The sequence below is a fragment of the Lewinella sp. IMCC34191 genome, from assembly GCF_003390935.1.
Taxonomy (GTDB): Bacteria; Bacteroidota; Bacteroidia; order Chitinophagales; family Saprospiraceae; genus Neolewinella.
Window position 1 is genome coordinate 270,579 of the sequence record NZ_QNQZ01000006.1, and the last position, 26,606, is coordinate 297,184.

Sequence of the window (26,606 nt, forward strand, 5' to 3'; positions counted from 1 at the left end):
GTAATAACTGGGTAGGTGTAAAGATAACCCTCCCCCGCCTAGCTTTTGTTTATTCCATGGCCGGAACGAATAAGGACAATGCCGAAAAGTTTTCTTTCCCGGTCCCGCAGGTCCAGCACCCGTAAGTTTCCGGCAGATCCGAAAATGCCGTTCCGGGGGCTATGCCGGAGACGGGCTCGCCGAGCTCCGGATCGTATACCGACAGGCACCGCTCGCACTGCCATACCCCGCGCGTCGGCAGGGCCTCGGGTCCCGCGGCCTTGCTCTCGATGGTCTCTTCCCGCTCCTCGTTCAGCTGATCGAAGTAGAGCTGGCTGATCTCCACCATGAGTTCGGCCAGTTCGGAACGGTCCACCCGCCGGGCGTACTCCGCGTATTCGCGGGTATTGGGGTCGAAATTACGCGCGCATTTAAGCGTGTAAAGTGGACGCACGGCAAAGCCGTCTACGAAACCGGCCTGCAGTTCTTCCCGCTCGACCAGGATGCTGGTAAAGGGGACGTCCCCGTTGCGGCTCACGCCGAAGGTCAACCCGTAGGTACTGATGTCCCGCCGATCGAATTCGCGGACCAGGTAACGTTTCAGCTCCAGGGCTTCGCCGTCCGCCACCGGTAGGTGCCAATTTAGTTCCAGGCTGCTGTGCCGGGCGTTAATTCCGAAGCGACCGAGCAGTTTCTCCCACCGGATCCTCCCCTTTTCCGGGATTCCGCTCACGATAAAGCTTTTCCAGGGCGTAATGCTCAACTTACCGATGCGCTGCTCCAGACAAAGATCACAGGCGGCCGCCATGAAGTCCAGCGCGTACCAGTTGTTGCGCCAGTACAGACCCAGCCAGTAGTGTTCCCGGTCGAGGCGGTTCATACCTTCGTAGTAGGGGAAGGGCCGAAACGCAATGGTCAGGTCCTGCCGTACGTCCCGCAGATTAAGGTTCTCGTTCTCATGCGCCGCAATGACGACCTCCTCCATCGATTCGGCGTCGGGGGCGGCGCAGATAGCCTCCGCCACCCGCCCTACGTCCCAGGTGTGGATCAGGGCCGGAAAGGTTTCCATTTCCGTCCAGCCCGGTAGCTTTACGAATAGATACCAGAAATCCTCATCTTCGGAAACCACGAAATTGAGGTGGCCGGTAAAAAGGGGCACCAGGCGTTGTTGGGGATCGACGATGTTCACCTCCAGCGGTGTCGGGAAACTGAACTGCTCGAGGATGTACAGATAGGTCGAACTGGTCAGCCACGCGGTAGCGGGAAAGATGTCCGCGGCGACGTAGCTGCACATGATGTTGGCGTGGTGGTTGGCCTCGAGGGACTCGATGGTCAGCCGGGGATACCGACTCAGTACGGCCTCCTGCTCCTCGCGAACGGGAAAAATAATATCCTGCCTGGACCCGAAGTGCAGCCCGTCCAGCCCCAGTTCGCGGGCCAACCCGATGATGGTCAGCAGTTCGCTGGGGGAAAGCACGCCCCCCTTTACGGATACACGGTGCAGATGGCTCATACGCTGGTTAATTGCTGGTCAAGAATGGATTTCACTTCCGGTTTACAGCTGCCGCAACCCAGGCCCGCCCCGGTCTGGGCCACCAAGTCCGGAAATTTCGTGCAGCCCCCCGCTATCGCGCCGACCAGGTTCCCCTCCCCCACGTTATTACAACTGCACACCACCCTGCCCCGGAGCGGCTCCCGGCTGCTGCCCGACCGGAGTAGTTCTTCCCGCCGGTCGCCCAGTTCCACGCGGTCCTCGATCAGTCCGCGGTACTCCGCGAACTCGTTCTTGTCCCCGATCAATACGGCACCGACCAGGCGGTCCTGGTAGATCACGCACTTTTTGTAGTACCGCCGGCTGAGGTCCCGGAAGACCACTTCCTCGTAGCCGGCCACGCCCGGCCGGACGCTCGTCTCCCCCAGGCTGCACAGGTCGAGGTCACGGAATTTGAGAATATTCATCGGTACCGATCCCTCGTACACGGCGGTCAGGTCGCCGGTCAGGTACGCCGCCAGCAGATCGGCCTGCTGCTCGGCCGCGGCGGTAATGCCGAAGCGTCTACCCCGCCACTCCGCCACTTCCCCGATGGCGTGTACGTAGGGGTCGCTGGTCGTCAGTCGATCGTCCACCTCGATTCCCCCGGAGCATTTCAGACCGGCCGTTCGGGCCATCTCCAGGTTCGGGCGCGTACCGATGGCGTACACCACGGCGTTGCAAATTAGGGAGATGCCGCTCTTGAAGGTGACGCGCATCGCCCCCGCCTTCTCCCCCTCCCGGATCGGAAAGATCGTATCCACCTCGTTGCGAAAGTAGGTCTGTATCCCCCGCTCACCAACGTGGTCCGCCAGCAACTGGCTGGCCGTGGCATCCAGCTGGCGTTCCATCAGGCGGTTACTACGCTGCACCAACGTGATGCGGATGCCGATTTCCTGCATGGAGGCAGCCAGTTCCAGCCCCAGCAGTCCCCCGCCCACGATCAGCAGGTGGGCGTCCTGGGGCCGATCCGGGAGGCGGAGGTACGTACTCAGCCGGTCCGCATCCTCCCGCCGCCGCATCGTAAAGACCCCCGGCAGGTGGAGGGGTACCTCCCGCGGCACGAAGGGCCGGCTGCCCGTGGCGATGACCAGCCGATCGTAGGTGTAGGCGTCCCCGGCGGCGGTGTAGACCACGCGGTGCTCGCGGTCGATCCGTTCGATGGAGGTATTCAGGTGCAGATCGAAGTCCAGCCGCCGCCGCTCCTGCTCGCGGATCTTTTCGAGCTGTTCCCAGCTCAGGTGCTCGGTGACGTACTCCGGTAGCAGCACCCGGTTGTAAAAGGCATTTTGTTCCCGCGAAAACACCATGATCCGGTCGCGCTGGTTGTGCTCCCGGTAGCTGGTCACGAAGCGGTAGGCCGCCGCCCCCGCCCCGATGACGAGGATGTCCTCGCGCGGCTTCACGAAGGCCTTCACCCCCACGAAGGTGAACTTAAAATTGGGTTGCTTACTGTAGGGGTCCAGCGTGGCGTCGGTCAGGTTGTTAGCCCGCGTAAGGGAGTTACCCAGAATTTTGCCCCAGTGCATGGGCAGGAAGACTACCCCCCGCTTGAGGTCGGGCTGGTGGCGGACCCGGACGCGCACCTCCCCGTTCCCGGAATCGATGACCGCCAGCTGGCCGTCCTCAAGTTTTTCCGACGCGGCGTCGAAGGGGTGCATGTCCAGGTAGGGCAGGTCGATGTGCTTGCGCAGGCGGGCCACCTTCCCCGTCCGCGTCATGGTATGCCATTGGTCGCGAATCCGGCCCGTGGTGAGGATGTACGGACGATCCGGCGGCGCCACCGGCGGCCGCTCCGTATGGGAGATGGTGGACAGGAACCGGGCGCGGCCGGTAGGGGTATAAAAGCGATGATCGGTAAAGAGCCGGGGCGTGCCGGGGTGTACCGGCGTAGGTACGGGCCACTGGAAGGTCCCCTCGCGGCGCAGCCGGTCGTGACTCAGTCCGCTCACATCGATGTTCGTGCCGGCGGTCATGCGCGCGTACTCGTCGTACACCTCGCTGACGTCGCGGTAGCCGAAGCCGTCGTAGCCCATCTTCCGGGCGAAGTCGCAGATAATATCCGCATCCGGGCGGGCCTCGCCGGGCGGGGGAACGAGCGGCTGTAGGTAACTGATCCGTCGGTCGGAATTGGTCATCGTACCGGTCTTCTCCAGCCAGCCGGCGGCGGGCAGCAGCAGGTCGGCGTAGTCGGCCGTATCGCTCCGGTTACTGATATCCTGCACCACGACGAACTTCGCTTTGCGCAAGGCCGCGTCGGCGCGGACGGCATCCGGCAGACTGACAGAGGGATTGGTGCAGATGATCCAGATCGCCTTGAGCTTTCCACTTTCCAGGGCATCAAACATTTGGGTGGCGGTCAGGCCCGGCTCGGCCGGTATCTTCTCCACACCCCAGAAGCGGGCGACCTCTTCCCGGTCCGCCTTATTGGCCAGCACCCGGTGCGCCGCCAGCAGGCTGGCCATTCCTCCTACCTCGCGGCCGCCCATGGCGTTCGGCTGACCGGTGAGGCTGAAGGGCCCCGCGCCCGGCTTTCCGATCTGCCCGGTGAGCAAGTGCAGATTAATCAGTGCGCCGTTCTTTTCTACCCCCACCCGGCTCTGATTCAGGCCCATGGCCCACATCGACATGAACGCCCGGGCGTCACCGATGTAGGCCGCCGCCCTTTTTATATCGTTTAGCGGGACGCCACAGGTTTTTGCGGCGGAGCGCAGGTTTAAAGACTTTAAAATACGCAGGTAGTTTTCGTCAGCCTCCGTATGGTTGCGGATGAACTCCAGGTCGAGCCGGTCCGTGTCGTAGAGCCGGCGTGCGATGGCGTGGTAGAGCAGGACGTCCGTGCCCGGGTTGATCTGCAGGTGCAGGTCGGCAAGCGCGCAGGTATCCGTACGGCGGGGATCGACCACGATGATCTTCATCCCCGGATGAGCCTCCTTTCGCGCCTCCACGCGCCGCCAGATGATCGGATGACACCAGGCGGGATTGGCCCCGGCAACGAAGAGGCAGTCGGTCTGGTCGATATCCTCGTAGCTGCCCGGTACGGCATCCTCCCCCAGTGCCTTCGTATAGGCCACCACCGTGGAGCTCATGCAGAGCCGTGAGTTGGTATCGATATTATTGGTACCCAGGTAACCCTTGGTCAGCTTATTGACCAGGTAGTACTCCTCGGTCAGGCACTGCCCGGAAATGTAGAAGGCTACGCTGTCCGGACCGTACTGGTCGATCATCCCCCGGAATACGGAGGCCGCCCGGTCGATGGCCTGGTCCCACCCCACCCGCTGCAGGGGATGGTCGCGGTGCAGCCGCATCTGCGGATACAGGAGCCGGTCGGAGCGGTCCTGAACTACGTAGTTCAGATTGCGGCCCTTGGAGCAAAGCTGACCGCTATTGGCCGGGTGATCCGGGTCCCCCGCTACCGTCAGCCGGCCCTGTGCGTCTGTCTTAGCAATGATGCCGCAGCCGACGCCGCAGTAGGAACAGGTTGTTTTCACTTGGTTGGTCGCCATATATACGGACTACTAAACTACGTAATTACACCGATGAAAGCCCCACAAACATACGTAATTACAGACCGACCAGAAAAAAATACTTAGATAAATACGTAAAAAACTACGTAGTTAAAGATTTGCTACTTAGATTTGTCCTAGCGGGAACACGGATGCCCGCTGCTTCACTCACACGCTTAGTCTAACAAGCTATGAAAAAGTTCGCCTTTCTGATGTTGTTCGCCATACTGGGCGCGAATCTCGCCGCCCAGTTTCAGCTGAGTGCCGAAGTTCGCCCGCGGGCCGAATTCCGCAATGGCTTCAAAACTCCGAGTTCCTCGGGTTTCGACCCCGCCTTCTTCGTCGAGCAGCGCAGCCGCCTGTACCTCGATTACGCGGAGGAGAAGTATACCTTCCGCCTGGCCCTTCAGGACGTTCGCCTCTGGGGAGAGGTACCCCAGATCTTCAAGAATGAAGACGGCAATACCTTTCTCAGCGAAGCCTGGGGGCAGTACCGCTTCACGCCCGTTTTCTCCGCGAAGGCCGGCCGGCAAATCATCAGCTACGACAACCAGCGCATCCTCGGGGGTCTGGAATGGGCCCAGCAGGGCCGTCGGCACGATGCCCTCTTGCTGCAGTTCGAAGGCAAGAAGCAAGTGAATCGTCTCCACCTGGGATTCGCCTTCAATTCCGACGATGACGTTCCCGAGCCGGCTTTACTCCAGCGCCCCGGCGCCAACTTCTATACCGTTAGCGACAATTACAAAAGCCTTCAGTACGCCTGGTTCAACCGGAAGTTCGCGGAGGAGAAGGGTGAATTGTCCCTGCTGGCCATGAACGAAGTCCTGCAAAATGCCGACTCCACCGTCTCCAATCGCCAAACGCTGGGCACCTACTTCACCTACCAGCTGGGGAAGATTACCCTTTCCGGCGACCTCTACGCCCAGACCGGTAAGCTCGGTGAGCAATCCATCCGCGGTGTACTGGGGGGGCTCAACGCCACCTTCCCCACCAAGGTCACGCCCCTCACGGTCGGCTTCGAATACATCTCCGGCAAAGACGACACCGACGAATCCGACGACGTTACCTGGTTCCTGCCCACCTACGGGACCAACCACGCCTTCAACGGATTCATGGATTACTTCTTCGTCGGACCCGCCAACGGCAACGTCGGCGTCACGGACTTCTACCTAAAGACCAAGTGGCAAGTGGGTAAGGCCTCGCTTCTGGCCCACGGCCACCACTTCCTCACCGGCTCCGAGCAGCTGGACGCTTCCGGCGAAACGCTCAACGCCTCGATGGGCACCGAACTCGACCTGGTGTACGTCCGCAAACTGGCCGAAACCGTCACCCTGCACGTCGGCTACTCCCACCTCCTGGGCACCGAAACCCTGACCACGCTGCGCCCCGGCAACCGCAAATCCAATAACTGGGCCTGGACCATGATCACCTTCCAACCCACCCTGCTCAAAACGGAAAACAAAAAGAAATAGACCATCCAGGTCGGCTCTCCCCCCCAAAACGTACGCTACCATGAAAAATCTTTTACTCCTCCTCCTGGCTTTTTCCTTCCTGCTCCAGCACTGCGGAGAAAGCAACGCCCAACCCAATAGCTCTAGCGGCACCGGCGACGCCCCGAAGGCCGCCGCGATCGAAAAGCCCCAGTTAACCTTCGGCTTCATAAAGCTGACGGACATGGCGCCCCTAGCCATCGCCAAGGAACTCGGCTACTTTAAGGACGAAGGCCTCTTCGTCAGCGTCGAGGCTCAGTCCAACTGGAAGAACATCCTGGATCGCGTGATCGACGGGCAGCTCGACGGCGCCCACATGCTCGCCGGGCAGCCCATCGCCGCCGGGGCCGGATTCGGTCGGCAGGCCAAGCTCATTACCCCCTTCTCCATGGACCTGAACGGCAACGGCATCACGGTCTCCAACGAAGTGTGGGACCTGATGAAACCACACCTCCGCATGGACGATAGCGGTAAGCCCGTCCACCCCATCTCCGCCGACGCCCTCGAACCCGTCGTAGAAGAATACCGCAACGCCGGCAAACCCTTCAAGATGGGGATGGTCTTTCCGGTATCTACCCACAACTACGAGCTGCGCTACTGGCTCGCCGCGGCCGGCCTGAACCCCGGTTTCTACACCGCCGACAACATTCAGGGGCAGGTCGATGCCGACGTACTCCTCTCCGTGACCCCGCCCCCGCAGATGCCCGCCACCCTGGAAGCCGGCACGATCTACGGCTACTGCGTGGGCGAGCCGTGGAACCAGCAGGCCGTCTTCAAGGGCATCGGCGTGCCGGTAGTGACCAACTACGATATCTGGCAGAATAACCCGGAAAAGGTCTTCGCCCTGCGCGCCGACTTCGCCACCAAGTACCCCAACACCACCAAGGCCATCACCAAGGCGTTGATCCGCGCCGGCAAGTGGCTCGACGACCCCGCCAACCGGACCCAGGCCGTCAGCATCCTCTCCCGTTCCGATTACGTCGGGGCCGACTCGGTCGTGCTCGCCAACTCCATGACCGGCACCTTCGAATTCGAGAAAGGCGACAAGCGGAGCATGCCCGACTTCAACGTCTTCTACCGTCACGACGCCACCTACCCCTTCTATTCCGACGGTATCTGGTTCCTGACGCAGATGCGCCGCTGGGGACAGATCCCCGAAGCGAAGCCCGCCGAATGGTACGAGGAGACCATCCAGGACATCTACCGCCCCGATATCTGGCGGCAGGCCGCCGAAGAGCTTGTCGCCGACGGACACATCCCCGAATCCGACATTCCCGACACCGACGGCTACAAGCCCGCCACCGATGCTTTCATCGACGGAAACTCCTACGACGGCAAAGACCCGATCGGCTACCTCAACAGCTTCGCCATCGGCAACAAAGACCAGTAAACACCTAAGACCGTCTTCGCGGTACCATTCCTTACTCAAGTACATCCATCATGGGACAGCACCTTACCGAATCCCCCGTCGCCCCCGCCCCAAAGGCTCCCCTGGCCGGACTGGGCCGTTACCTCCCCGCACGCGCCAAAGTAGGCCGGCAGCTACCCGGCATGGCCCGGACCCTCGGCATCTCCCTGGCGTCCATGGCCGTCTTCCTGCTCCTCTGGCAAATGAGCGCGAGCTACCTCTACGGTGTCGAGGCGAGTGCCCGCATCGAGCGCACCGTCCGAGAGCAGGGACCGGAAGCCGGCGCGCAGATGGAAGCCTGTATCGCCAGCGGAGACGTCAGTTGCAAACCCAATACCCTGCCCTTTCCGAGCGAGGTCCTGCACGCCGCCGGCCTGCTCCTGGCCGACCACCGGGAGATCAGTGCCAAGAAGGCCGAGTTCAACACCGAAACCGCGGAACTCAACGTGGTGCGGGCGGAGCAGGGCCTGGATCCGATCGTCTACACCGGCCGTCCTTCCTTCGTCGACCAGATCGGTACCAGCCTGAAAACGGTGGCCGTCGGTTTCCTCATCTCGCTGCTCATCGCCGTCCCGATCGGCATCATCATCGGGCTCAACGACACCCTCCGCATCGCCTTCAACTGGATGATCCAGGTGTTCAAGCCCGTATCGCCGGTCGTCTGGCTGCTGCTGGTCTTCATGATCGTCAAGACCCTGACCCTGGGATCGGATTCGGACACCTCCTTCCTCATCTCCTGCATCAGCGTCGGCCTCTGCTCCATGTGGGCCACCCTGGTCAATACCAGCCTGGGCGTCTCTTCCATCAATAAGGATTACCTGAACGTAGCCCGCGTCCTGAACCTGGGCATCGGCAAGAAAATCTTCAAGGTCATCCTGCCCTCGGCCATTCCCGTCATTTTCACCGGCATGCGCATCACCGTTTCGGTGGCCTGGATGGTCCTCATCGCCATCGAACTCCTCGCCCAGAGCCCCGGCCTCGGCTCCTTCGTCTGGGAAGAGTTCCAAAACGGCGGCTCCGACAGCAACGCCAAGATCATCGTCGCCATGTTCGTCATCGGCCTCGTCGGCTTCCTCCTCGACCGCATCATGTTCTGGGTGCAGCAGCGGGTTAGTTTTGAGAAGGCGGTGGGGTAGGATTCGAGGTTATAGTAGATAGGTCATAGGAAGTAGGGTATAGGTCATAGGCCATAGCGCGCTGCTTCCATAAGTACCCGGGCATTCGCCCCTCTGCTATCCGCTATAACCTATACTCTATAACCTATGACCTACACCCCCACGCAACCACAACAAAGAACAAAACGCTAACCATGCCTCCCATAATAGAATTCAAAAACGTCAGCAAGTGGTACGGCGAGGGCGACTCCCGCACCGAAGTGCTCTCCAACATCAACCTGACCATCGAGGAAGGGGAATTCTTGGCCATTGTCGGATTTACCGGCTCGGGAAAGACCACCCTCGTGAATATGATGACGGGCCTGTTGCAACCCAGCGAGGGGGAAGTGCTGTACCGGGGCCAACCGATCACCGGGCCGGCACCGGAACGGGGAATCATCTTTCAAAATTACTCCCTCCTGCCCTGGTATACCGTCTTTCAGAACGTGGCGCTGGCCGTTGACGAGGTGTACCCGCAGTGGAGCCGGGAAGAACGGGAAGCACACGTCCGCAAGTTCGTCGAAATGGTGGGGCTGTCCCACGCGGTAGATAAGCGGCCGTCCGAACTGAGCGGCGGTATGCGGCAGCGGGTATCCATTGCCCGGGTGCTGGCTACCGACCCCGACCTGTTGCTCATGGACGAGCCCCTGGGTGCTCTCGACGCCCTGACCCGCGGCAACCTGCAGGACGAGATTCTGCAAATATGGAGCGCCAACCGGCGGAGTGCCGTGCTCATCACCAACGACGTCGACGAAGGGATTTACATGGCCGACCGGATCATCCCCCTGGATCCCGGCCCGGCAGCCGGCCTGGGACCGGAATTCCGCATCGAGTTGGACCGGCCGCGGGACAAGACCGACATGAATCACGACCCGCACTTCAAACGGGTACGCACCGAGATCCTGAACTACCTGGTTCAGCTGGGAGAGGCCGGCAAGCAACAGAGTGACGCCTCCCTTACCCTCCCCGACATCCAACCCATCAAACCCGGTAGCCGCAGCTTCGTCAGCAAGTGGCGTCGCGCATAACCCCTCATCATGTCAATAATGCTCACGCCCCCCGTCAATCTTCGCGACGTCGTTCTCGATTTTCGTGATCTGACGAAGGTCTATCCTACCCCGACCGGGGAATACGTCGTCCTGGAAAACCTGCAGCTACAGATCAAAAAGGAGGAATTCGTTTCCATCATCGGCCACTCCGGCTGCGGGAAGACGACGCTCCTGACCATGATCGCCGGACTGAACGACATCTCCCGCGGAGAAATCCTCCTGAACGAATTTCCCATTACCGGCCCGGGTCCCGACCGCGGGGTCATCTTCCAGTCCCCCAGCCTCTTCCCCTGGATGACCGCCTTCGAAAACATGATGCTGGGTGTCGACCAGGTCTTTCCGCACGGCACCCGCCGCCAGCGCGAGGACATCGTGAAGTACTACCTCGATAAAGTAGGCCTCAGCCAGTGGATGCACCGCCGGGCCAACGAGCTCAGTCAGGGCATGCAGCAGCGGGTCGGTATCGCGCGGGCCTTTGCCCTGAAGCCGAAAATTCTCCTGCTCGACGAGCCCTTCGGCATGCTGGATTCCCTTACCCGGGCCGAGTTACAGGACGTACTGCTGGAAGTGTGGGACAAGGAAAAGATCACCGCCATTCAGATCACCCACGACGTGGACGAGGCCATCTTCCTGGCCGACCGGGTCATCATGATGACCTCCGGCCCCCGCGCCCAGATCGGCGATATCCTGGAGATCGGCTTCGAGCGGCCGCGCGTGCGGAAGGAGATCCTCCACCACCCCGACTACTATCGCTACCGGGAACACCTGATCGGTTTCCTGGAGCATTGATGCACCGCCGGAATAGTCTATAGGCCCAGTTCCCGTACCCGGCGATTTAGTTCGCTGCTGTTGCTGACGCCGAGCTTCTTCATCATGTTGAAGCGGTGGGTCTCGACGGTGCGGCGGCTGAGGTCCAGCTGATCGGCAATCTCTTGGTTGGTGGCCCCCTTAAGGATGATGGGTAAGATCTGCCGCTCGCGCCGGGTAAGCTCTATCTTTTCTTCATTGGCCGCCGGGCTGCTTACGACCCCGTCCGACTTCATCAATTGCCGGATCAGGATATTCGAGAGGTCGCCGCTGAAGTAGCGGTCGCCGCCGACGATGGTATGAACGGCACGCAGGAATTCCTCGCGGCTGGCATCCTTAAGCAGATATCCGAAGGCGCCGGCATCGATGGACTGCAGCACGTACTCCTCGCTATCGTGCATGGAGAGCATCAGACAGGGGGTGTTATTTCCTTTCTGCCGGAGCTGGCGGACGGCTTCGATACCATTGAGTCGCGGCATGCGAATATCCACGATGGCAAGATCCGGATTCACCTCGTCGATCAGTTCGAGCATCGCGACCCCGTCGTCGGCCTCGGCAATGACGTGCAGGTCGGCTTCGTCCTCCAGGAGGCGGCGAATACCGTCCCGCACCAGGGCGTGATCGTCGGCGAGTAATATTTGGGTAGGCATGATCGAGCTGTTTACCGGGGGAAATTACTGCTTTAGGCCGTAGCCCTCAGCCCCGGGGCGTGACGGGTGCCGCCGAGAGGGGCACGTTAATGGTGATCCGGGTGCCGGTTTCCGGTGAACTGCGGATGAAGAGCCGTCCCTTCAACTGGGCGATTCGCTCTTCCATGCTGGCCATTCCCAGACCGGAGCCGTCGGTACGCGCCTTGACGGCATCCGGATCGAAGCCACGGCCATCGTCGTCCACCGTAATGCTGACGAGGTCCTTGCCGGCGGATAGCGTCACCAGGATGTAGTTTGCTCCGGCGTACTTGATGGCGTTATTAACGGCCTCCTGCGTGATGCGGTACAGATTGAGCTCGACGGCGGGGTCCAGGCCTACGTTGAAGGTTTCCGTTTGGCACACCACCCGCTCGCCGGTCAGCCGGCTCAGTTCGCGGGCCATCCGCTCCAGGGTGATGGCCAGGCCGTAGTCGCTGAGCTCGGGGGGGCGTAGGTTGAAGGTGGCCATCCGCACGCCGCGGATGATGTCGCCGGCCAGCTGCTTGAGATGGTTCAGATCGGCCTGGCTGCGCTCCGAATTCTCCAGCCGGAGGCTCTCGAGGCTAAACTTCAGGGCGGTCAGGTTCTGGCCTACCCCGTCGTGGAGGTCGCGGGCAACGCGGAGTCGTTCCTTCTCCTGGGCCTCGGTCGACTGGCGGGCGCGCTGATCGGCCCGTTGCTTTTCCTCGGCGATCTGCCGCTCGGTCAGGCGGTTGAGTTCCTTGCGGGCGAGGTGGCTCTCGGTCACGTCCGTAGCCAGTACGAAGAGCTCCGTATCCACCCCGGCGCGGCGGGCGGGCAGTACGCTCAATTCCAGGTACCGCACTTCTCCTTCGGGGCCCGTCAGTTGCCATTCGCCCCGCCACGGCGCTACCGTTACGTTACGTAGAATTTCCTCCATCCGGGCCTGCCTTCCTTCCTCGCGGTTGAGCACGGCGGCGAAGGGTAGGTTCGCCGGCCGGCTGTCCGCATCCAGCAACTTGCGAAACTTTTTGCTGAGGTGAATGACGGTGCCGTCGGCACGCAGTGACGCAAAGAGCGCCGCTTCGTCGATCGCGCTGTTCAGCGCGTACAGTTGGCGGAGCGTCGCGTCCTTGTCCCGCACCGCCGACTCGGCCACCCCGCGGGCGGCGACCTGTGCCTGCCGCTCGGTCTGAATTTGGTCGAACTGACGGCGCACGAAGTTGGATATCGGCCGGAAAATGAAGAGTAACTCGAGCAGAAGGATCACGAGGGTCAGCACGGTCAGCCACATATTGACCCGCTGCAGCCGATCGACTTTCCGCGTGGCCAGTTGGCTGAGCTCGTCGACGATCGCGTCCATGCGGAGTAAGAAAGCATTCGACAACCGATTAACTTCTTTTACCTGCGCTCCGCCGCCCGAATCTTCCTGCGCGAGTGCCGACAGCCGATCGACCAAACTATCCAGTTCCGTCAGTTCCTCCCGGACGGGTAGCCCCGTAAGTTCGTTTTTGAGCCAGACGTGGCGGGTTTGCCACTCGGCAACGTCTTCCGCTTCGGCGGGCGGGGACAGGGCCACCATCTTAGCGATGCGCTGACTGAGCATCCGCTGCCGGCCGGCTACGTTGATGATGTCGGCGTCGCGCTCCTGGTCGATCAGGTAGCCGTCCACCAACAAAAGCTCGCCGATCAGGGCCAGGGCAATCAGGGAAAGCGCCAGGAGGTAGGCGCGGCGAAGGCGGGAGAAGATGCCGGTTTCTCCCACGGCCTAGGTAATTTCCATCGCCTCCAGCACCATACCGTGGACGGCCCGCGGCAGATCGGCGGTCTGCGCGGCTTCCCGACCGCGGTCGGACATTTTCCGCAGGGTTTTGTGCAGGATGTCGATGACCTTCTCGTGGGGGTGTTCGGCGGCGAACTCCGCGGCGTAATGCTTTAGAAAGACGAGGCAGATGACGTCTTCCAGCGTCTGCGTATCGTCGTCCCGCTTGAGGCGCTTCTTCTGCAGCAGAAAGGCGACACGCTCGATGACGTCTTCCCCGAAGCCGACCTCCCGCAGAATCTCGCCGGCGCGGGCGGCGTGGAATTTTTTGAGATCGGCCCGCCACCGCAGATAGCCTTCCCGGTCCATGGGGTAGCTGTCGCGCGGGCTGCGCCAGCGTTCCAGGTGTTGGGCGCGGGCGGCGAGGCGCAGGGATATAGGGGCGTCAGGGAGGTAGCGATCCAGTTCCTCCGACATCCTTCTCCCGTAAAGCCATTCGGAAGGGACCTCCCCGGATTCCGTTTGCACGTACCGGGGGTCGGCGGAATTAGCCTGATCTATAGCGGCAAAGGCTGCCTCGAGCTGTTGTTGGTTGTCGGATTCGGACATAGCGGAAAGGTAAGGGCTAGTCGGCGAATCCTACGTATACGTAGTCATTTTCGACCTTCACCGGGTAAACGGCTACGGGTGGGCAATCACCATTCAGGTTCTCTCCCGTCTCCAGGCTGAAGGTCCGCTTATGCATCGGGCAGGCGACCTTGGGAATGCCGTCCTGCTCCCCGATGAGGCCGCGGCCCAGTACATTTTCGAGCTTGTGCGGACAGAGGTTCTGGCAGGCGTACCAACGCTCGGTGCGGTTGAAGTAGAACACCGCGATCTGGCGGTCCCGGTACTTGATCACGGCTCCGGCGCCGACGGGGAACTGGTCGGTGCGGCCGGCGCGGAACCAGGTAGTTACGTCGGTCAGGGGGGTGGTGGTGTAAGCGGTCATGATATTCGTTTGGAGCTAACTGCAAGAACTTGGGTGGGCAAAACGAGGCGATGGCGGTCCTACCAGGGTTTCGGCATTTTCTGGTCGCGCAGCGCGACGAACTCCAGTTCCTCGCTTTCGTCGGTGTTCACGAAGGGGCGGAAGCGGGCGCGCAGGGCGGGATCCTCTATGGCCTGTTTCCACTCACAGGCGTAGCCGTCGACCAGCCCCTGCATTTCGGTTTCCAGTTCCTCGGCGATGCCGAGTACGTCATCCACCACGACGCTCTTCAGGTAGTCGATGCCCCCCTCGAGACCTTCCAGCCACTTGGCGGTGCGAATGAGGGGGCCGGCGGTGCGCAGGTAAAACATGAGGAAGCGGTCGAGGTACCTGACGGCGGTGGCGCGGTCGACGGGGCCGGCCAGCAACTGGGCGTGCACGGGCCGGGCACCGCCGTTGCCGCAGACGTAGAGGTTGTAGCCCTCCTCGACGGCGATCAGGCCGAAGTCTTTGCCCCGCGCCTCGGCACACTCCCGGATGCAGCCACTGACGCCCCCCTTTAGTTTGTGGGGCGACCGGAGACCTTTATAGCGTTCCTCGATCTCAATGGCGAAGGAGACCGATTCGTCCATCCCGTAGCGGCACCAGGTGCTGCCGACACAGCTCTTGACGGTACGCAGCGATTTTCCGTAGGCGTGGCCGCTTTCGAAGCCCGCCGCGATCAACTCCTCCCAGATGAGCGGTAATTCCTCCAGGCGGGCGCCGAATAGATCGATGCGCTGACCGCCGGTGATCTTGGTGTACAGATCGTATTTCTTGGCGACGCTGCCGATGGCTAACAGTTTGTCGGGGCTGATCTCTCCGCCCGGTACCCGGGGGACGACCGAGTAGGTACCGTTGCGCTGGATGTTGGCCAGGAAGCGGTCGTTGGTATCCTGAATCTGCGCCTGTGGATTAGCGGTTTCCGCGTACACGGTGGCGAAGATGCTGGCGAGAGCGGGCTTACAGGTTTCGCAGCCGTTCCCCTGGCCGATGACGTCGAGTGCCTCGTCGTAGGTACGGATGTTTTTCATTTGCACCAGGTCGCGTAATTCCTGGCGGGTGTAGGCGAAGTGCTCGCAGATCGTGTTACGGACCACCTTGCCCTGCGACTTCATGTAATTCTCGACGAGGTCGGTGAGGATGGGTTTGCATCCTCCGCAACCGGTGCCCGCCCCGGTGCAGGCGACAAGCTCCTTTACCGAGGCGGCTTCCCCCTCGCTCAACAGACTGCAAAGGGTGCCTTTGGAGACGTTCTCACAGGAGCAAATGACGGCCGCGTCGGGGAGGTCGAGTACCCCGGCCCCCGGATTGCCGCCCACGCCGCGGGTACCCAGGATCAGGTCTTCCGGCTGGGGGGGCAGGGCCATGTTATTCTTATAGATCTGGTGGAGCATGTTGTAGTCGGCCGCGTCGCCGACCAGGATGCCCCCGAGCAGTCGCTTGCCGTCGCGGCTGATGTTGATGCGCTTGTAGATGCCCCCGGATTCGTCGTGGAAGACGATGGAGCGTGCCTCGTCAGCATTCGGGAAACACTCTCCGAAGCTGGCCACGTCCGTACCGATGAGCTTGAGTTTGGTCGACAGGTCGATCGCCTCGGGCATGCAGCCCCCGTCGGCGTCGGCCATGATCGAGCCGAGCGCCACGCGGGCCATATCGTATCCGGGGGCTACCAGTCCGTAGATCATCTCCCGGTAGAGGGCCGCCTCCCCGATGACGTATACGTCGGGCGCGCTGGTGCGCAGGTATTCGTCGGCCATAATGCCGCCGCGCGGGCCGACCTCGATGCCGGCCTTCCGGGCGAGTTCGTCGCGGGGGCGGATGCCCGCGGAGATGATCAGCATATCCGCCGGCAGGGAAGTCTCGTCGCTGAACTCCAGGTGGGTGATGGCTCCGTTACCCGCGATAGCGGTGGTGCTCTTGGAAAGGTGCACCCCGAGCCCGAGGTCAGCCAGCTTATTTTTCAGCGTCGTGGCGCCGGCCTCGTCCAGTTGCCGGGGCATAAGGCGCGGGGCGAACTCAATGACGTCGGTCGCCAGGCCCATATCCAGGGTAGCCTTGGCGGCTTCGAGACCCAGCAGGCCGCCGCCCATGATGACGGACCGGGCGCCGGCTTTGTCGCGGATCTTGTCGGCGTAATCCATGATGGCCTCCAGGTCCTCGATCGTGCGGTAAACGAATACGCCCTGCTTTTCGCAGCCGGGGACCGGCGGGACGAACGGCACGGAGCCGGTAGCCAGGACGAGGTAGTCGTAGCGAAGGACGTTTCCCAGGTGGGTCGTCAATTCCCGGCGTTCGGTATCCAGTTCGGTGACCAACTCGCCGGTGCGGAGGGTGATGCCCGCCTCGGCGTACCACTCCCGGGAGGCCAGGGCCAGCTTGTCGGCATCGCGGTCGCTGAAGTAAGCACTCAGGTGAACGCGGTCGTAGGCCGGCCGCCGTTCTTCCCCGAATACGGTGAGCTGAAATTCTCCCCGGCGGGGATGGCGGGAAAAGAGGTCACAAAATTTGTGTCCGACCATTCCATTCCCAATGACGACGATCTGCATAGCGCTGGTGTTTACGTAGTACACTGAATTAACTACGTAGCAAATCTACGTATATTCTACGTAATTACGCAAGCGCTATGCCAATCTCTTTTCGCGACCGACCTGATCCTCCCGTCAACTAGCGGAAAATAGCCTGGATGCGATCCCGCTCCTCCGGGGTATTCGCGTTGGTGAGGGGCAGCATATCGTCGAGGTTGACCAGGGCGATCTCGCTGTTGATGAGCATTTTGCGGGGGCAGGAATACCCCAGCGCCATGAAGCGCAGCAGGCGCTGGTAGGCGCGGGGCTCGTAGATGGCCACCAGGGGTTCGGGCCACTCCCGCTCCGGCCCCCTAAGCGCGGTGGCGTAGCGTCCGGGGGCACGGGCATCGATCAATTGCTTGATGGTGGCTTCGTCGAGCAGGGGCAGGTCACAGGCCAGTACCAGCCAGGCACTGTTCGGGTCGTCGAGGAAAGCCGAGCAGATGGCCCCGGCCGGGCCCAAGCCCAAAAACCGGTCCGTAATCACCGGGGCCGGATACTTACCGGTCTGCGCGTCATCGCGCACGGAAATACTAACGGGTGCACCGGCGGAAGTACATAGTTCATAGAGCCGCTCCACCTCCGACCGGCCGTCACGGTATACGAGGTGGGCCTTATCGGTCCCCATACGGCTGCTCGCTCCACCGGCGAGGATGAGGGCGCGGAGTGGAGCAACCCTATCGGACAGCACGCGCTCCAGGCCTACGAGCACCGGCTTGAGCAGGCTGATGGAGGTGGTGATGGGCGGACAGTGCTGATTCTTCGCCTGTTCTCGCAACCATTCGGGCATGGAGGCCGGCCCGTTGACGTGCACGATAGCGTATATATCGGTGAGCTGCTCCCGTCGCCGTTCGAGAGTTCCGGCCTTTTGTTCGTCTACGAAGACGATCTGCCGGGCGGCCGGGTAGTGATTACCATTCACCAGCACGAGGTCGTAGTCGGCGCCGGTCAGGCGGTCATCGTATTCATTCCACGCATCGGTGGAGGGGGTAAAGCGTTTACGGCCATACCGGAGGCTGGCGGGGGTGGGGTGTTCCTGGTGCTCGCCGGTCACCATCAGGCAACGGTAGCGATCGGACAACTGGTCCACCCACTCGCTCATGATCGTTTCCATCCGCTCACAGGTCGAACCGACGAGCGCGAATTCAGTGTGTCCGTAGTGACCAAGGTCCGGACGGGCCATTTTGGGGTGTTTCTGGTGCATTACTGACGGGTTTAAAAGAATCGAAGGGGTACGAATGGAAAAGGCTCCGAGGCCATAAAGTTGGTCCGATCGGCGGGTAAGACCAGGAATCCATCCGTCTCCAGCAGACTGACCAGGTCGCCGCTGCCGCTGTTGGTGACGGGGCGGGCGGTGATTTGTCCGTTAGCATGTTCCAACTGAACCGACCGGAACAGGGTCAGTTCGGGTGCGAAGCTCACGTCTTCCGCGAGTAAGGCGCGCCGGTTTTCGACGGGCACGCCCAGTTGCTGTCGTAGCCACGCCCCTACGTACACAACCGCTCCGACGAGGCTGGAGGCGGGGTTGCCCGGAAGGGCGAACACCATAGTATCCTCGTTGCGGCCCACCCAGAGGGGCTTGCCCGGTCGCTGGGCTACGCGGTGGAAGAGTTTCTCAATGCCGGCATCCGCCAACCAGTTGGGAATGTGATCGAGCTTTCCCTTGGAAACTCCACCGCTTAAGAGCACCACATCGTGATCGTCGATGAGCCGGCCCAGGGTATGCCGGCCGCCCGCCGGGTCGTCACCCAGATGGCTCAGGGTAGGTTGGATGCCGGCCATTCGAAACAGGGAGGCGAGCTGGTGGACGTTGGAACTGCGGATCTGATGGTCCTGCGGTTCCCTATCCACGTCAACCACCTCATCGCCAGTAGAGGCGATCGCTACCAGCGGCCAGCGCCGGACGGTCACCGTCGCCTGTCCGTAGGTGGCCAGGACGGCCATTTCCGCGGGGCCGATGATTCGGCTGCCCTCCAGCATGGTTGTACCGGCCCGGGCATCCGTGGCTCGGCGATGGATACTCCGGGCGTCCGTGACGCCGTCAGGTAGAACGATGAACTCGCCGTCCCGCTGAATATCCTCGTAGCGTATGACGGTGGTCGTTCCCGGGGGAAGCGGGGCGCCCGTCATGACCTCCACGCACTGATCGCTAGCCGCCAAAGGGCGGGGAGGCGTACCCGCCGGAGCTACGTGCGACACGGCAAAGCGGCGCTGGGCGGCAGCATAGGCCTGAAAGTCGATCGCCACCCCGTCCATCGCTACCCGGTCGAAGGGGGGGTGGTCGCGGTCGGCTACGACAGACTGGCTGAGCACGCGACCCGTAGCCTGGGCCAAAGGCACCCGTTCGGTCCCCCAGTCGAAGGTCTGTTCCAGGGTGCGGGCGAGGGCGGCGGGATAGGCGATCATTAGGTCAGGATTGAAGGTGGGGCAAGTTAGGTCCCCTCCACCGGGTGGGGGGCAGGGAGAGTTGTTATTACTACACCCATACATACACATCCCGCCGGCCAAGCGTTCTTGAACTTTCCCTCATTGCTGCGGAGACCTTCCGCAAATCAACGCTCACCAAAGCCACATGACTAAATCCATCCTTTCTTTTCTGCTGGTGCTTGTACTCTCCGGCGTCGCTACCGCGCAGTCCAACAACTACCGCATGTTCGAGTGGGACTTGCTCCGGCTGGGATACGCCATTCCCGGCGGCGAGCGCTTCGGCGGCGGAGTGGCCTTCGGTACGGAAGTGCGGTACAACGCCTCGGACCGTATCTCCGTCGGCCTGCGCCCCGAAGTGGCGGCCTACACGTCCAACCTCGAAGCGGAAACCATCGACGTCGGCGCGGCGGGTAGCTTTGTCGTAACGGGGGACTACTACCTGCGCACGGAGGGCGGTTTCCGGCCGTTCGGCGGCATGGGGCTCGGGTCCTTCGGCGGGGCGAGCGTCACCGTGGAGGATACCGACGACACCGTTGACGAGGAGGATCTTGAGGTCGGTCGGTCGCTCGGTATCGTGCCCCGTGTCGGTATGGAGATCGGTCACTTCCGCGTATCGCTGGAGTATAACCTTACGTTCAGCGACCAAGTGTCCAACTACTTCGGCATCATGATCGCCCCTACCCTCTTCGGCGGACCGAAATAGGTACCGCTGCACCTGTAGCCCGACCTATTTGAATTAAGATCGCGTACGGTCCGAACCCAGGCGAATCTCCATCCGTAGCATAGCTGCGTGCGACCATAATCGGCGCACGGTTGCTCCTATGCGGCTTGCTTTCCAAGCTTGGATGTTATTGCTGCTGACCGTACCCGGGTGGTTAACGGGACAGGAGAGCACGCCCCAGACGAACCGGCAGTGGGACTGGCGCCGCCCGACCCTGATTGCGGAAGCTCATTTTGGGACCATCCTACCCGTGGAAGCTTTTCTGCGTGGCGAGAATCTGCTCGACCGCCCGATGGCTCGCTTCCGCGGCCTGATGCTCGGCTTTACGACGCGGGCCAGCGGCGACCGCCTATGGCACCATCGCCACGGGATGCCGGAAGCCGGGTTCGGGATCACCCTGCTGGACTACGACAATCCGGTAGAAGTCGGTCGGCCGGTTGCGGTCCACCGAACGTTCCGCGCGCCGCTATGGCAGCGAGGAAGGCTGGGACTGGGCTACGGCGCCGACATAGGCCTGGCCACCGGCTGGAAGACCTATGATACGCGGCGCAACCCCTACAATAAACTGATCAGTACCCGGCTGACGGCCTACTTCCGGCTGGGGCTGGGTGCCCGCCTGCAGCTGGCCGACCACTGGGCGTTACGCCTCGATGCGGGCCTGACCCACGTCTCTAACGGCAACGTCAGGCGACCGAACGCCGGACTAAATGCCGCCGCCGCCAGCCTGGGGCTCTACTATACCGTGAAGCCCGCTCCCCCCACCAAAGCGGTTACCCTACCCCGGTTTGTACCCTCTACGGATTTCACCCTGTCGGTCTTCGGCGGCGTGGAAAAACGGCTTTACCGGACGGAGGAGTTACCTCCCGAAGAGAAGTACCGCGGGCTGACCCACGGATTGGGCGGCATAGCGGCCATTGTTAGTCGACGCCTGACACACGCGTCCAAAGTCGGCATCGGGGCTTCCGTGCTGTACCACGGCGCCGATAATATGTCTACCTGGACTGACGCCGGCCAACTGCATCACCGGAACGGGGGCACCCTGGCCGGACCGGTCCGCCTCGGCGTCTTCCCGGCCTACGAACTGGTCTTTAACCGGTGGTCGGTACAGGTGCAAGCCGAGTATTATCTATTATCTCCGGGTGGCATGGATAACGCGGACCGGTTTCGCCAGCGGATCGGCCTTAAGTATCACCTGACGGACCGCATTTACCTGGCCACCCTGGTCAACGCCCGGCAGTTCAGCGTAGCGGACTTCGTAGAGTGGCACGTGGGCTACAGGTTTAGCCGAAGCCGGCCGCGGAGAGGATCCGACTAGCGCGCTCGACCGTACCGGGGTCCGTCACTAAACCCGGGGCATGCCAGGGCTTCACGCGGGCGTCGATGACAACCGGTCCGCGGCACCCCCAGTGTTTGTGTTCGGTGAAAGCGTCGATGCCGTGGACGTCGTGGCTGGGGTTGCTGCGCGTGAAGGTGGCCCAGACGAAGTTGGAAAAGTCGGCGGCCAGGAAGTCGGGATCGTCGCACACGATAATAAGCGGCGTTTTGTGGACAAGCTCTTTACCTGCGCTCCGCCGCAAAAACGGATCTAGTGCGGCGTAGCCGTCCTTACCGGTGAAGGGGGGACCGCCCACGGCCAGGATACCCGGCGCTACCAGGCGGGGGCTATGATATCCTTCGGGGAGGTCGATGGCATCGGGCACCTCCGTTGCCAGGGTGCGGCGGACCGGACCCCGGCAGGCCCAGATGAGTTTGGAGCCCGCGTTCCAGCCGGAGCCGGAGTAGTCGAGGGTATCGATGGTCGTGCGCGTCTGGAAGTGGAGATCGCGCTCGGGGTCGAAGCGTTCCAGCAGGTGGCGGAAGAAGGCGGGCTGGTCGTCGGCGTCCAGTTCGGGGTCATCTTCCTCGGCGGCGATGAGGCAGTACTTCGCCAGGCTGGTCTGGCCGCTGCCAAGGATGCGGTTCGCCTGGGTGATGATCTCCTCGGGCACCTTATCGCGGAAGGGCATGTAGCGCTCCGAGCCGATGGCCAGCAGGAGGGGATGGACGCCGGCTTCGTCGACCGCGTTGATCTGCCGGATGCCGGGGAACTCGCCGGGGGTGAGGTCCTTGACGATCTTGTGGATGAGGTAACCGAAACTGCTGTCTTCGGCGGGCGGGCGGCCCACGACGGTGAAGTGCCAGAGGGGGTCCTTGCGATGCCAGACGGTCTCGACGTCCATAACCGGGAAATCGTGCTGCAGCGAATAATAGCCCAAGTGATCGCCGAAGGGCCCCTCGGGCTTCTTTTCCCCCTTGCGGATGGTGCCGGTGATGACGAAATCGGCGTCGGCGGACAGCAGCCAGTCGCGGTCCCAGGCGTAACCGAAGCGGCGGCCGGCGAGCATACCGGCGAAGGTCATTTCGCTCAGGCCCTCGGGCAGCGGCATGATGGCGCAGAAGGCGTGGCTGGGCGGGCCGCCCACGAAGACGGAGCAGCGGAAGGGCTCGGCCGTCTGGTTGTATTCGGTGTGGTGGATACCGATGCCGCGGTGCAGCTGGTAGTGGAGGCCGATCTCGCGGTTGGTCTCGTATTCGTTGCCCGTGAGCTGGATGCGGTACATCCCGATATTACTTTCCATCGGCTTGCGGCTGCCCGGGGGGAGGGTGCATACCTGGGGGAGGGTGACGAAGGCGCCGCCGTCCATGGGCCAGGACTTGACGAGCGGCAGTTGGTCGATGGTGGTCTGCGCGTACTTGACGGCGGGCTTGCGGCGCTGACGCGGCAGGGCGGAGAAGGCCGTTTTGGGCGTGCCCAGGTAGCGAAGGGGATTTTTGGCCACGTTGGCCGGGTCGGCCTTCAGTTCGACAAGCTTCTTGACACCGGGGAAAGTCTTGCGGAAGAGGAAGTCCGTGCGCTCATAGGTCCCGTAGATGTTGGAGACGGCCTGAAAGGGGCTGCCCTTCACCCGTTCGAAGAGGACGGCGGGGCCGCCGGCGTCGAAAACCTGGCGGTGGATTTCCGCCATTTCCAGGTCGGGATCTACTTCGGCGGAAATGCGAAGCAGCTGACCGCTGCGTTCGAGATCGTCGACGGCGGCGCGAAGGGATGCATACATGACGGATAAATAGGTACGGACGGACTTTGGTTGCCGCGATCGTTGGTATACGCTTGCATTATATGTGTTAAAATAGGTTAAGGTGACCAACGAATTCACGGAAATGCTCGTCAACACTATGACACTGCCCTGACGCTGGTATGGCATTGTGTTGACAATGCCATATCTTTAGTTAGCCCATTACAACTTCCCCGTTATGAAAAACTTGCTCGTTCTCTCGGTTCTGACGCTGACCCTCACCGCTTGTCTGGAAGACGAGCGAACGAGTTCGCTGACCTTAGGCACCGCGCCCTTTACCGCCGCGGAAATGGAGGTACTCAACGAGCAACTGGACCTGGGCGAAGTGGTGTTCCAGCGAGAAGTCGACCTGCCCCTTCACATCGGACAATTCACGACCCCGGATGGGAAGCTGCACCAGGAGCCGGAAGACCTGACCAAGGCTCTGCTGGGCCGCGTACTCTTTTACGACACCCAACTCTCGGCTACGGGAGAGACGAGCTGTGCCAGCTGCCACAAACAGGAACTGGCCTTCGGGGATGACCTGGCCTTCAGTAAAGGAATCAACGGCGGCCATACCAAGCGCAACAGCATCGCCCTGGCGAGCGTACCCAGCTTTGCCAACGAGGTGAGCGGGTACGGGGAAACCTCCATGGACGGCAATTCCTTCAGCCAGGGCAGCGTGGCCTTCTTCTGGGACGAGCGCGCCGCGACGATCAAGGAGCAGAGCACGCTGACGATTCAGGACCGGGTAGAAATGGGCCGGGACCTGGAGGAGCTCGCCAACGATCTCAAGCAACAAGAGATGTACCGCATCCTGAGCCGTAAAGCTTACGGTACGGAAGATCTGACGGCGGACCGGATCACGCTGGCCCTGGAAAAGTTTTGCGCTACGATTTCCAGTATGGACTCCCCCTTCGACGACATGATGGATGCCATGATGATGCCAAACGGAGCCGTGGAGCTCGAGGGCTTCACCGAAGCGGAGCAGATGGGCCATACCCTCTTTACCGAGAATTGCGGCAGTTGCCACGGCTTCAATATGACCCAGCCCGTATTACCCATTGCTAATAACGGCCTGGACCGCCTATCAACGGATCTCGGCGTGGGCGAGCACCGGGGCCGGGAATTCAACGGAGTGTTCAAGGTACCCTTCCTGCGTAACGTCGCCCTCACGGCCCCTTACATGCACGACGGCCGGTTTGCCACGCTGCGGGAAGTAATCGACCACTACAGCGAGGGGATCCAGCGGCATGAAAACCTCAGCGCAAACCTGCGCGACTTTACCAACGGATCCGGCGCGCCCCGCCGGATGAACTTTACCGAGGAAGAAAAGCAGGCGCTCATCGCCTTCCTGGAAATGACGACCGACCGGTCGGTACTGACCGATGCCTCGCTGAGCGATCCCTTCCGCAGTAAATAAAAAAACCCCCGGCCGTTTTGACCGGGGGTGAATAACCACTTATTTCGGTAGCAGCTGATGCTTTGCTTCGAGTGGTCTTGGATAGAATAGGCTGGCGCGAAACTAGGTAAGATACATCGTTTGTACAAACATTTATTGTTTTAAGCCGGCTCTCAGGGTATAGTTATTGGCTAGTCTTCCGGGGCCAGGGGGCATCGTTTGCAGTATTTGCCCTTTTTGAGGTATTTCTCGCAGCATTTCTTCTTCTTACCCCCCTTGGATTTTTTCTTCCCCGCCTTTTCTTTTTTCTTCGCCATTATATGGAAACCCGCAGCCGGATAAATCTCTGGTCATCGCCGCGTAATATTAGCACCGCGCTGATGTACGCATTCGCCCAGCGACCGGACACGACGGTGGTAGACGAGCCCCTCTACGCCCACTACCTAAGCCGGCAACCCACCGAGGCCGATCACCCCGGCCGCGAAGAGATCCTGAAGACCCAAAATCCGGACGGCAACGAAGTGGTGCGGTATATGTCGGAGGGGGAATTCCCCACCCCCATCGTTGTCTTCAAGCAGATGACGCACCACCTCATCGAGCTGCCCGAGGCCTTTCTGTTCGGCATGGTGAACGTCCTGCTCATTCGGGATCCGCGCGAGATCCTCGCCTCCTTCAACCAGGTGATCGACAAGGTCACCGCCGCCGACATCGGCCTGCCGCAACAGGGCGAGTTGTTTGACAGACTGGCCGTAGCCGGCACCCTGGCCGCCGTCGTGGACGCCCGCCGCCTGCTGGAGGACCCGCCCGCCGTACTGGAACAACTCTGCGAGCAGATCGGGATCGACTACGACCCGGTCATGCTGAGCTGGGAGAAAGGACCGAAAGAATACGACGGTAGCTGGGCGCCGTACTGGTACGAAGGGGTGCACGAAAGCGTCGGCTTCCGCCCCTACCGGCCCCGACCCGTCGAATTATCACCCCATCTGGAGCTGGTGGCCAAGGAATGCCTCCCCGTCTACCAGCGCTTGCTCGAACACGCTATCTAATCCACCATATGCTACAAGGATTTAATCCCGCTAACCAGGACATCAAAGTATACATCGACGGAAAGCTACTGCCCCGCGGCGAAGCTAAAGTCAGCGTATTCGACAGCAGCGTACAGGGTGGCGAAGCGGTCTGGGAAGGCCTGCGGGTCTACGACGGCCGGGTTTTTTCCCTGGATGCCCACCTGGACCGGCTGTTCGACTCCGCCCATGCGATGTGGTTCCAGGGCATCCCGGAACGGGACACCGTCGTGGACGCCATCAAGCAAACCCTGGAGGCCAACGACATGCGCGACGACGTGCACATCCGCCTGACCCTGACCCGCGGCGAAAAGATCACCTCCGGCATGGACCCCCGGCTAAACCAGAAGGGCTGCACCCTGATCGTGCTGGCGGAGCATAAGCCGCCGGTGTACCCCGAGTCCATCACGCTGGCGACGAGCTCCGTCCGCCGCAACAGCCCCATGAGCGTCGACTCCAAGATCCACCATAACAACCTGATCAACAACATCATGGCCAAGATCGAGGCTAACCAGTCGGGTGCCGATGCCGGGCTGATGCTCGATAAGGACGGTTTCGTTTCGGAGGCGAACGGGGTAAATGTCTTCTGCATCCGCCGGGGCAAGGTGCGGACCCCATGGGCGGATTACTGCCTGCCGGGCATCACGCGGGCTACCGTCCTGCAGCTGTGTCGCGACAACGGTATTCCCTGTGAAGAGGCGCGCATCTCTCCCAGCGAGTTCTACGTCGCCGACGAGGTCTTCACCACCGGAACCATGGGCGAGCTGACCCGCGTGCGGGCGATCGACGGTCGGGAGATCGTGAATAAGCACGGGGAGTCGGTATTGGAGAAGGTGCAAAATTTGTTTCGAGAGCTTACCCGGGTGGGGGGTACGCGGTTGGTGTAGGAATTAGGATTTACGATATACGATTTCTGAATTACGATTTACGATGGGCCGGGCTGCCGCACGGGGTGGGGTACTTGGGGCACTATAATTGAAATGAC

General features: G+C 61.5%; 20 protein-coding genes. 10 read left to right on the forward strand and 10 right to left on the reverse strand.

Features of this window, described 5'->3' with window-relative positions:
* Nucleotides 1-49 precede the first annotated feature (49 nt).
* Entirely contained in the window at nt 50-1,492 is a 1,443-nt protein-coding gene (locus DRW39_RS13560) for a rubredoxin (RefSeq protein WP_116107593.1), read from the reverse strand.
* A complete protein-coding gene (locus DRW39_RS13565) occupies nt 1,489-5,016 on the reverse strand; it encodes a nitrate reductase (RefSeq protein WP_116107594.1) in 3,528 nt (1,175 codons plus the stop codon). The genes DRW39_RS13560 and DRW39_RS13565 overlap by 4 nt, the downstream gene beginning before the upstream one ends.
* A gap of 191 nt (nt 5,017-5,207) precedes the next feature.
* Between DRW39_RS13565 and DRW39_RS13570 the strand changes: the two genes are divergently transcribed.
* The 5 genes from DRW39_RS13570 to DRW39_RS13590 all read left to right on the forward strand — a co-directional run bounded on the left by DRW39_RS13570 (nt 5,208) and on the right by DRW39_RS13590 (nt 10,906).
* Nucleotides 5,208-6,488 (forward strand): alginate export family protein, encoded by a 1,281-nt coding sequence (locus DRW39_RS13570; RefSeq protein ID WP_116107595.1) that lies wholly within the window; start codon nt 5,208-5,210, stop codon nt 6,486-6,488.
* A 40-nt stretch (nt 6,489-6,528) separates the two neighbouring features.
* Entirely contained in the window at nt 6,529-7,896 is a 1,368-nt protein-coding gene (locus DRW39_RS13575; RefSeq protein ID WP_116107596.1) for a CmpA/NrtA family ABC transporter substrate-binding protein, read from the forward strand.
* A 50-nt stretch (nt 7,897-7,946) separates the two neighbouring features.
* Nucleotides 7,947-9,050 (forward strand): ABC transporter permease, encoded by a 1,104-nt coding sequence (locus DRW39_RS13580; RefSeq protein ID WP_116107597.1) that lies wholly within the window; start codon nt 7,947-7,949, stop codon nt 9,048-9,050.
* 173 nt (nt 9,051-9,223) lie between these two features.
* Nucleotides 9,224-10,096, forward strand: a complete 873-nt coding sequence (locus DRW39_RS13585) for an ABC transporter ATP-binding protein (protein ID WP_116107598.1) — start codon at nt 9,224-9,226, stop codon at nt 10,094-10,096.
* Between the two features lie 9 nt (nt 10,097-10,105).
* The gene (locus DRW39_RS13590; protein ID WP_116107599.1) at nt 10,106-10,906 is read left to right on the forward strand and encodes an ABC transporter ATP-binding protein; all 801 of its coding nucleotides are present in this window, start codon (nt 10,106-10,108) and stop codon (nt 10,904-10,906) included.
* Between the two features lie 17 nt (nt 10,907-10,923).
* Here the strand turns inward: DRW39_RS13590 and DRW39_RS13595 are convergent, their stop codons facing one another.
* The 7 genes from DRW39_RS13595 to DRW39_RS13625 form a co-directional block, all read right to left on the reverse strand.
* Nucleotides 10,924-11,574, reverse strand: coding sequence for a response regulator (locus DRW39_RS13595; RefSeq protein ID WP_116107600.1), 651 nt, complete (start codon nt 11,572-11,574; stop codon nt 10,924-10,926).
* Nucleotides 11,575-11,620: 46 nt separating this feature from the next.
* Nucleotides 11,621-13,339 (reverse strand): ATP-binding protein, encoded by a 1,719-nt coding sequence (locus DRW39_RS13600; protein ID WP_116107601.1) that lies wholly within the window; start codon nt 13,337-13,339, stop codon nt 11,621-11,623.
* A 3-nt stretch (nt 13,340-13,342) separates the two neighbouring features.
* Entirely contained in the window at nt 13,343-13,945 is a 603-nt protein-coding gene (locus tag DRW39_RS13605; RefSeq protein ID WP_116107602.1) for a DUF4202 domain-containing protein, read from the reverse strand.
* Nucleotides 13,946-13,961: 16 nt separating this feature from the next.
* Entirely contained in the window at nt 13,962-14,327 is a 366-nt protein-coding gene (gene nirD, locus DRW39_RS13610; RefSeq protein ID WP_116107603.1) for a nitrite reductase small subunit NirD, read from the reverse strand.
* A gap of 59 nt (nt 14,328-14,386) precedes the next feature.
* A complete protein-coding gene (gene nirB / locus DRW39_RS13615) occupies nt 14,387-16,894 on the reverse strand; it encodes a nitrite reductase large subunit NirB (RefSeq protein WP_116107645.1) in 2,508 nt (835 codons plus the stop codon).
* A gap of 118 nt (nt 16,895-17,012) precedes the next feature.
* Nucleotides 17,013-18,119, reverse strand: a complete 1,107-nt coding sequence (locus DRW39_RS13620) for an NTP transferase domain-containing protein (protein WP_116107604.1) — start codon at nt 18,117-18,119, stop codon at nt 17,013-17,015.
* An 11-nt stretch (nt 18,120-18,130) separates the two neighbouring features.
* On the reverse strand, nt 18,131-19,321 hold the full coding sequence (locus DRW39_RS13625; protein ID WP_198664887.1) for a molybdopterin molybdotransferase MoeA: 1,191 nt from the start codon (nt 19,319-19,321) through the stop codon (nt 18,131-18,133).
* A gap of 166 nt (nt 19,322-19,487) precedes the next feature.
* Here DRW39_RS13625 and DRW39_RS13630 point away from each other — a divergent pair, with 166 nt between their 5' ends.
* Nucleotides 19,488-20,045 (forward strand): OmpW family outer membrane protein, encoded by a 558-nt coding sequence (locus DRW39_RS13630; RefSeq protein ID WP_116107606.1) that lies wholly within the window; start codon nt 19,488-19,490, stop codon nt 20,043-20,045.
* A 142-nt stretch (nt 20,046-20,187) separates the two neighbouring features.
* Entirely contained in the window at nt 20,188-21,378 is a 1,191-nt protein-coding gene (locus DRW39_RS13635; RefSeq protein ID WP_157976111.1) for an acyloxyacyl hydrolase, read from the forward strand.
* Here DRW39_RS13635 and DRW39_RS13640 read toward each other — a convergent pair.
* Nucleotides 21,344-23,158: a UbiD family decarboxylase gene (locus tag DRW39_RS13640; protein WP_116107608.1), complete on the reverse strand. Its 1,815-nt coding sequence runs from the start codon at nt 23,156-23,158 to the stop codon at nt 21,344-21,346. The two genes, DRW39_RS13635 and DRW39_RS13640, sit on opposite strands and share 35 nt — an antisense overlap.
* Before the next feature lie 196 nt (nt 23,159-23,354).
* Between DRW39_RS13640 and DRW39_RS13645 the strand changes: the two genes are divergently transcribed.
* From DRW39_RS13645 to DRW39_RS13655, 3 genes are all read left to right on the forward strand, one after another.
* A complete protein-coding gene (locus DRW39_RS13645) occupies nt 23,355-24,578 on the forward strand; it encodes a cytochrome-c peroxidase (protein ID WP_116107609.1) in 1,224 nt (407 codons plus the stop codon).
* 299 nt (nt 24,579-24,877) lie between these two features.
* Nucleotides 24,878-25,603, forward strand: coding sequence for a hypothetical protein (locus tag DRW39_RS13650; RefSeq protein WP_255419253.1), 726 nt, complete (start codon nt 24,878-24,880; stop codon nt 25,601-25,603).
* A gap of 8 nt (nt 25,604-25,611) precedes the next feature.
* Nucleotides 25,612-26,508, forward strand: a complete 897-nt coding sequence (locus DRW39_RS13655; RefSeq protein WP_116107610.1) for an aminotransferase class IV — start codon at nt 25,612-25,614, stop codon at nt 26,506-26,508.
* The last annotated feature ends 98 nt before the right edge of the window (nt 26,509-26,606 follow it).

Bases quoted from the DNA above. Each gene is read 5' to 3' on its own strand.
- DRW39_RS13560 (WP_116107593.1), bottom strand. From the start codon at position 1,492: ATGAGCCATCTGCACCGTGTATCCGTAAAGGGGGGCGTGCTTTCCCCC.
- DRW39_RS13565 (WP_116107594.1), bottom strand. From the start codon at position 5,016: ATGGCGACCAACCAAGTGAAAACAACCTGTTCCTACTGCGGCGTCGGC.
- DRW39_RS13570 (WP_116107595.1), top strand. From the start codon at position 5,208: ATGAAAAAGTTCGCCTTTCTGATGTTGTTCGCCATACTGGGCGCGAAT.
- DRW39_RS13575 (WP_116107596.1), top strand. From the start codon at position 6,529: ATGAAAAATCTTTTACTCCTCCTCCTGGCTTTTTCCTTCCTGCTCCAG.
- DRW39_RS13580 (WP_116107597.1), top strand. From the start codon at position 7,947: ATGGGACAGCACCTTACCGAATCCCCCGTCGCCCCCGCCCCAAAGGCT.
- DRW39_RS13585 (WP_116107598.1), top strand. From the start codon at position 9,224: ATGCCTCCCATAATAGAATTCAAAAACGTCAGCAAGTGGTACGGCGAG.
- DRW39_RS13590 (WP_116107599.1), top strand. From the start codon at position 10,106: ATGTCAATAATGCTCACGCCCCCCGTCAATCTTCGCGACGTCGTTCTC.
- DRW39_RS13595 (WP_116107600.1), bottom strand. From the start codon at position 11,574: ATGCCTACCCAAATATTACTCGCCGACGATCACGCCCTGGTGCGGGAC.
- DRW39_RS13605 (WP_116107602.1), bottom strand. From the start codon at position 13,945: ATGTCCGAATCCGACAACCAACAACAGCTCGAGGCAGCCTTTGCCGCT.
- nirD (WP_116107603.1), bottom strand. From the start codon at position 14,327: ATGACCGCTTACACCACCACCCCCCTGACCGACGTAACTACCTGGTTC.
- nirB (WP_116107645.1), bottom strand. From the start codon at position 16,894: ATGCAGATCGTCGTCATTGGGAATGGAATGGTCGGACACAAATTTTGT.
- DRW39_RS13620 (WP_116107604.1), bottom strand. From the start codon at position 18,119: ATGCACCAGAAACACCCCAAAATGGCCCGTCCGGACCTTGGTCACTAC.
- DRW39_RS13625 (WP_198664887.1), bottom strand. From the start codon at position 19,321: ATGATCGCCTATCCCGCCGCCCTCGCCCGCACCCTGGAACAGACCTTC.
- DRW39_RS13630 (WP_116107606.1), top strand. From the start codon at position 19,488: ATGACTAAATCCATCCTTTCTTTTCTGCTGGTGCTTGTACTCTCCGGC.
- DRW39_RS13635 (WP_157976111.1), top strand. From the start codon at position 20,188: ATGTTATTGCTGCTGACCGTACCCGGGTGGTTAACGGGACAGGAGAGC.
- DRW39_RS13640 (WP_116107608.1), bottom strand. From the start codon at position 23,158: ATGTATGCATCCCTTCGCGCCGCCGTCGACGATCTCGAACGCAGCGGT.
- DRW39_RS13645 (WP_116107609.1), top strand. From the start codon at position 23,355: ATGAAAAACTTGCTCGTTCTCTCGGTTCTGACGCTGACCCTCACCGCT.
- DRW39_RS13650 (WP_255419253.1), top strand. From the start codon at position 24,878: ATGGAAACCCGCAGCCGGATAAATCTCTGGTCATCGCCGCGTAATATT.
- DRW39_RS13655 (WP_116107610.1), top strand. From the start codon at position 25,612: ATGCTACAAGGATTTAATCCCGCTAACCAGGACATCAAAGTATACATC.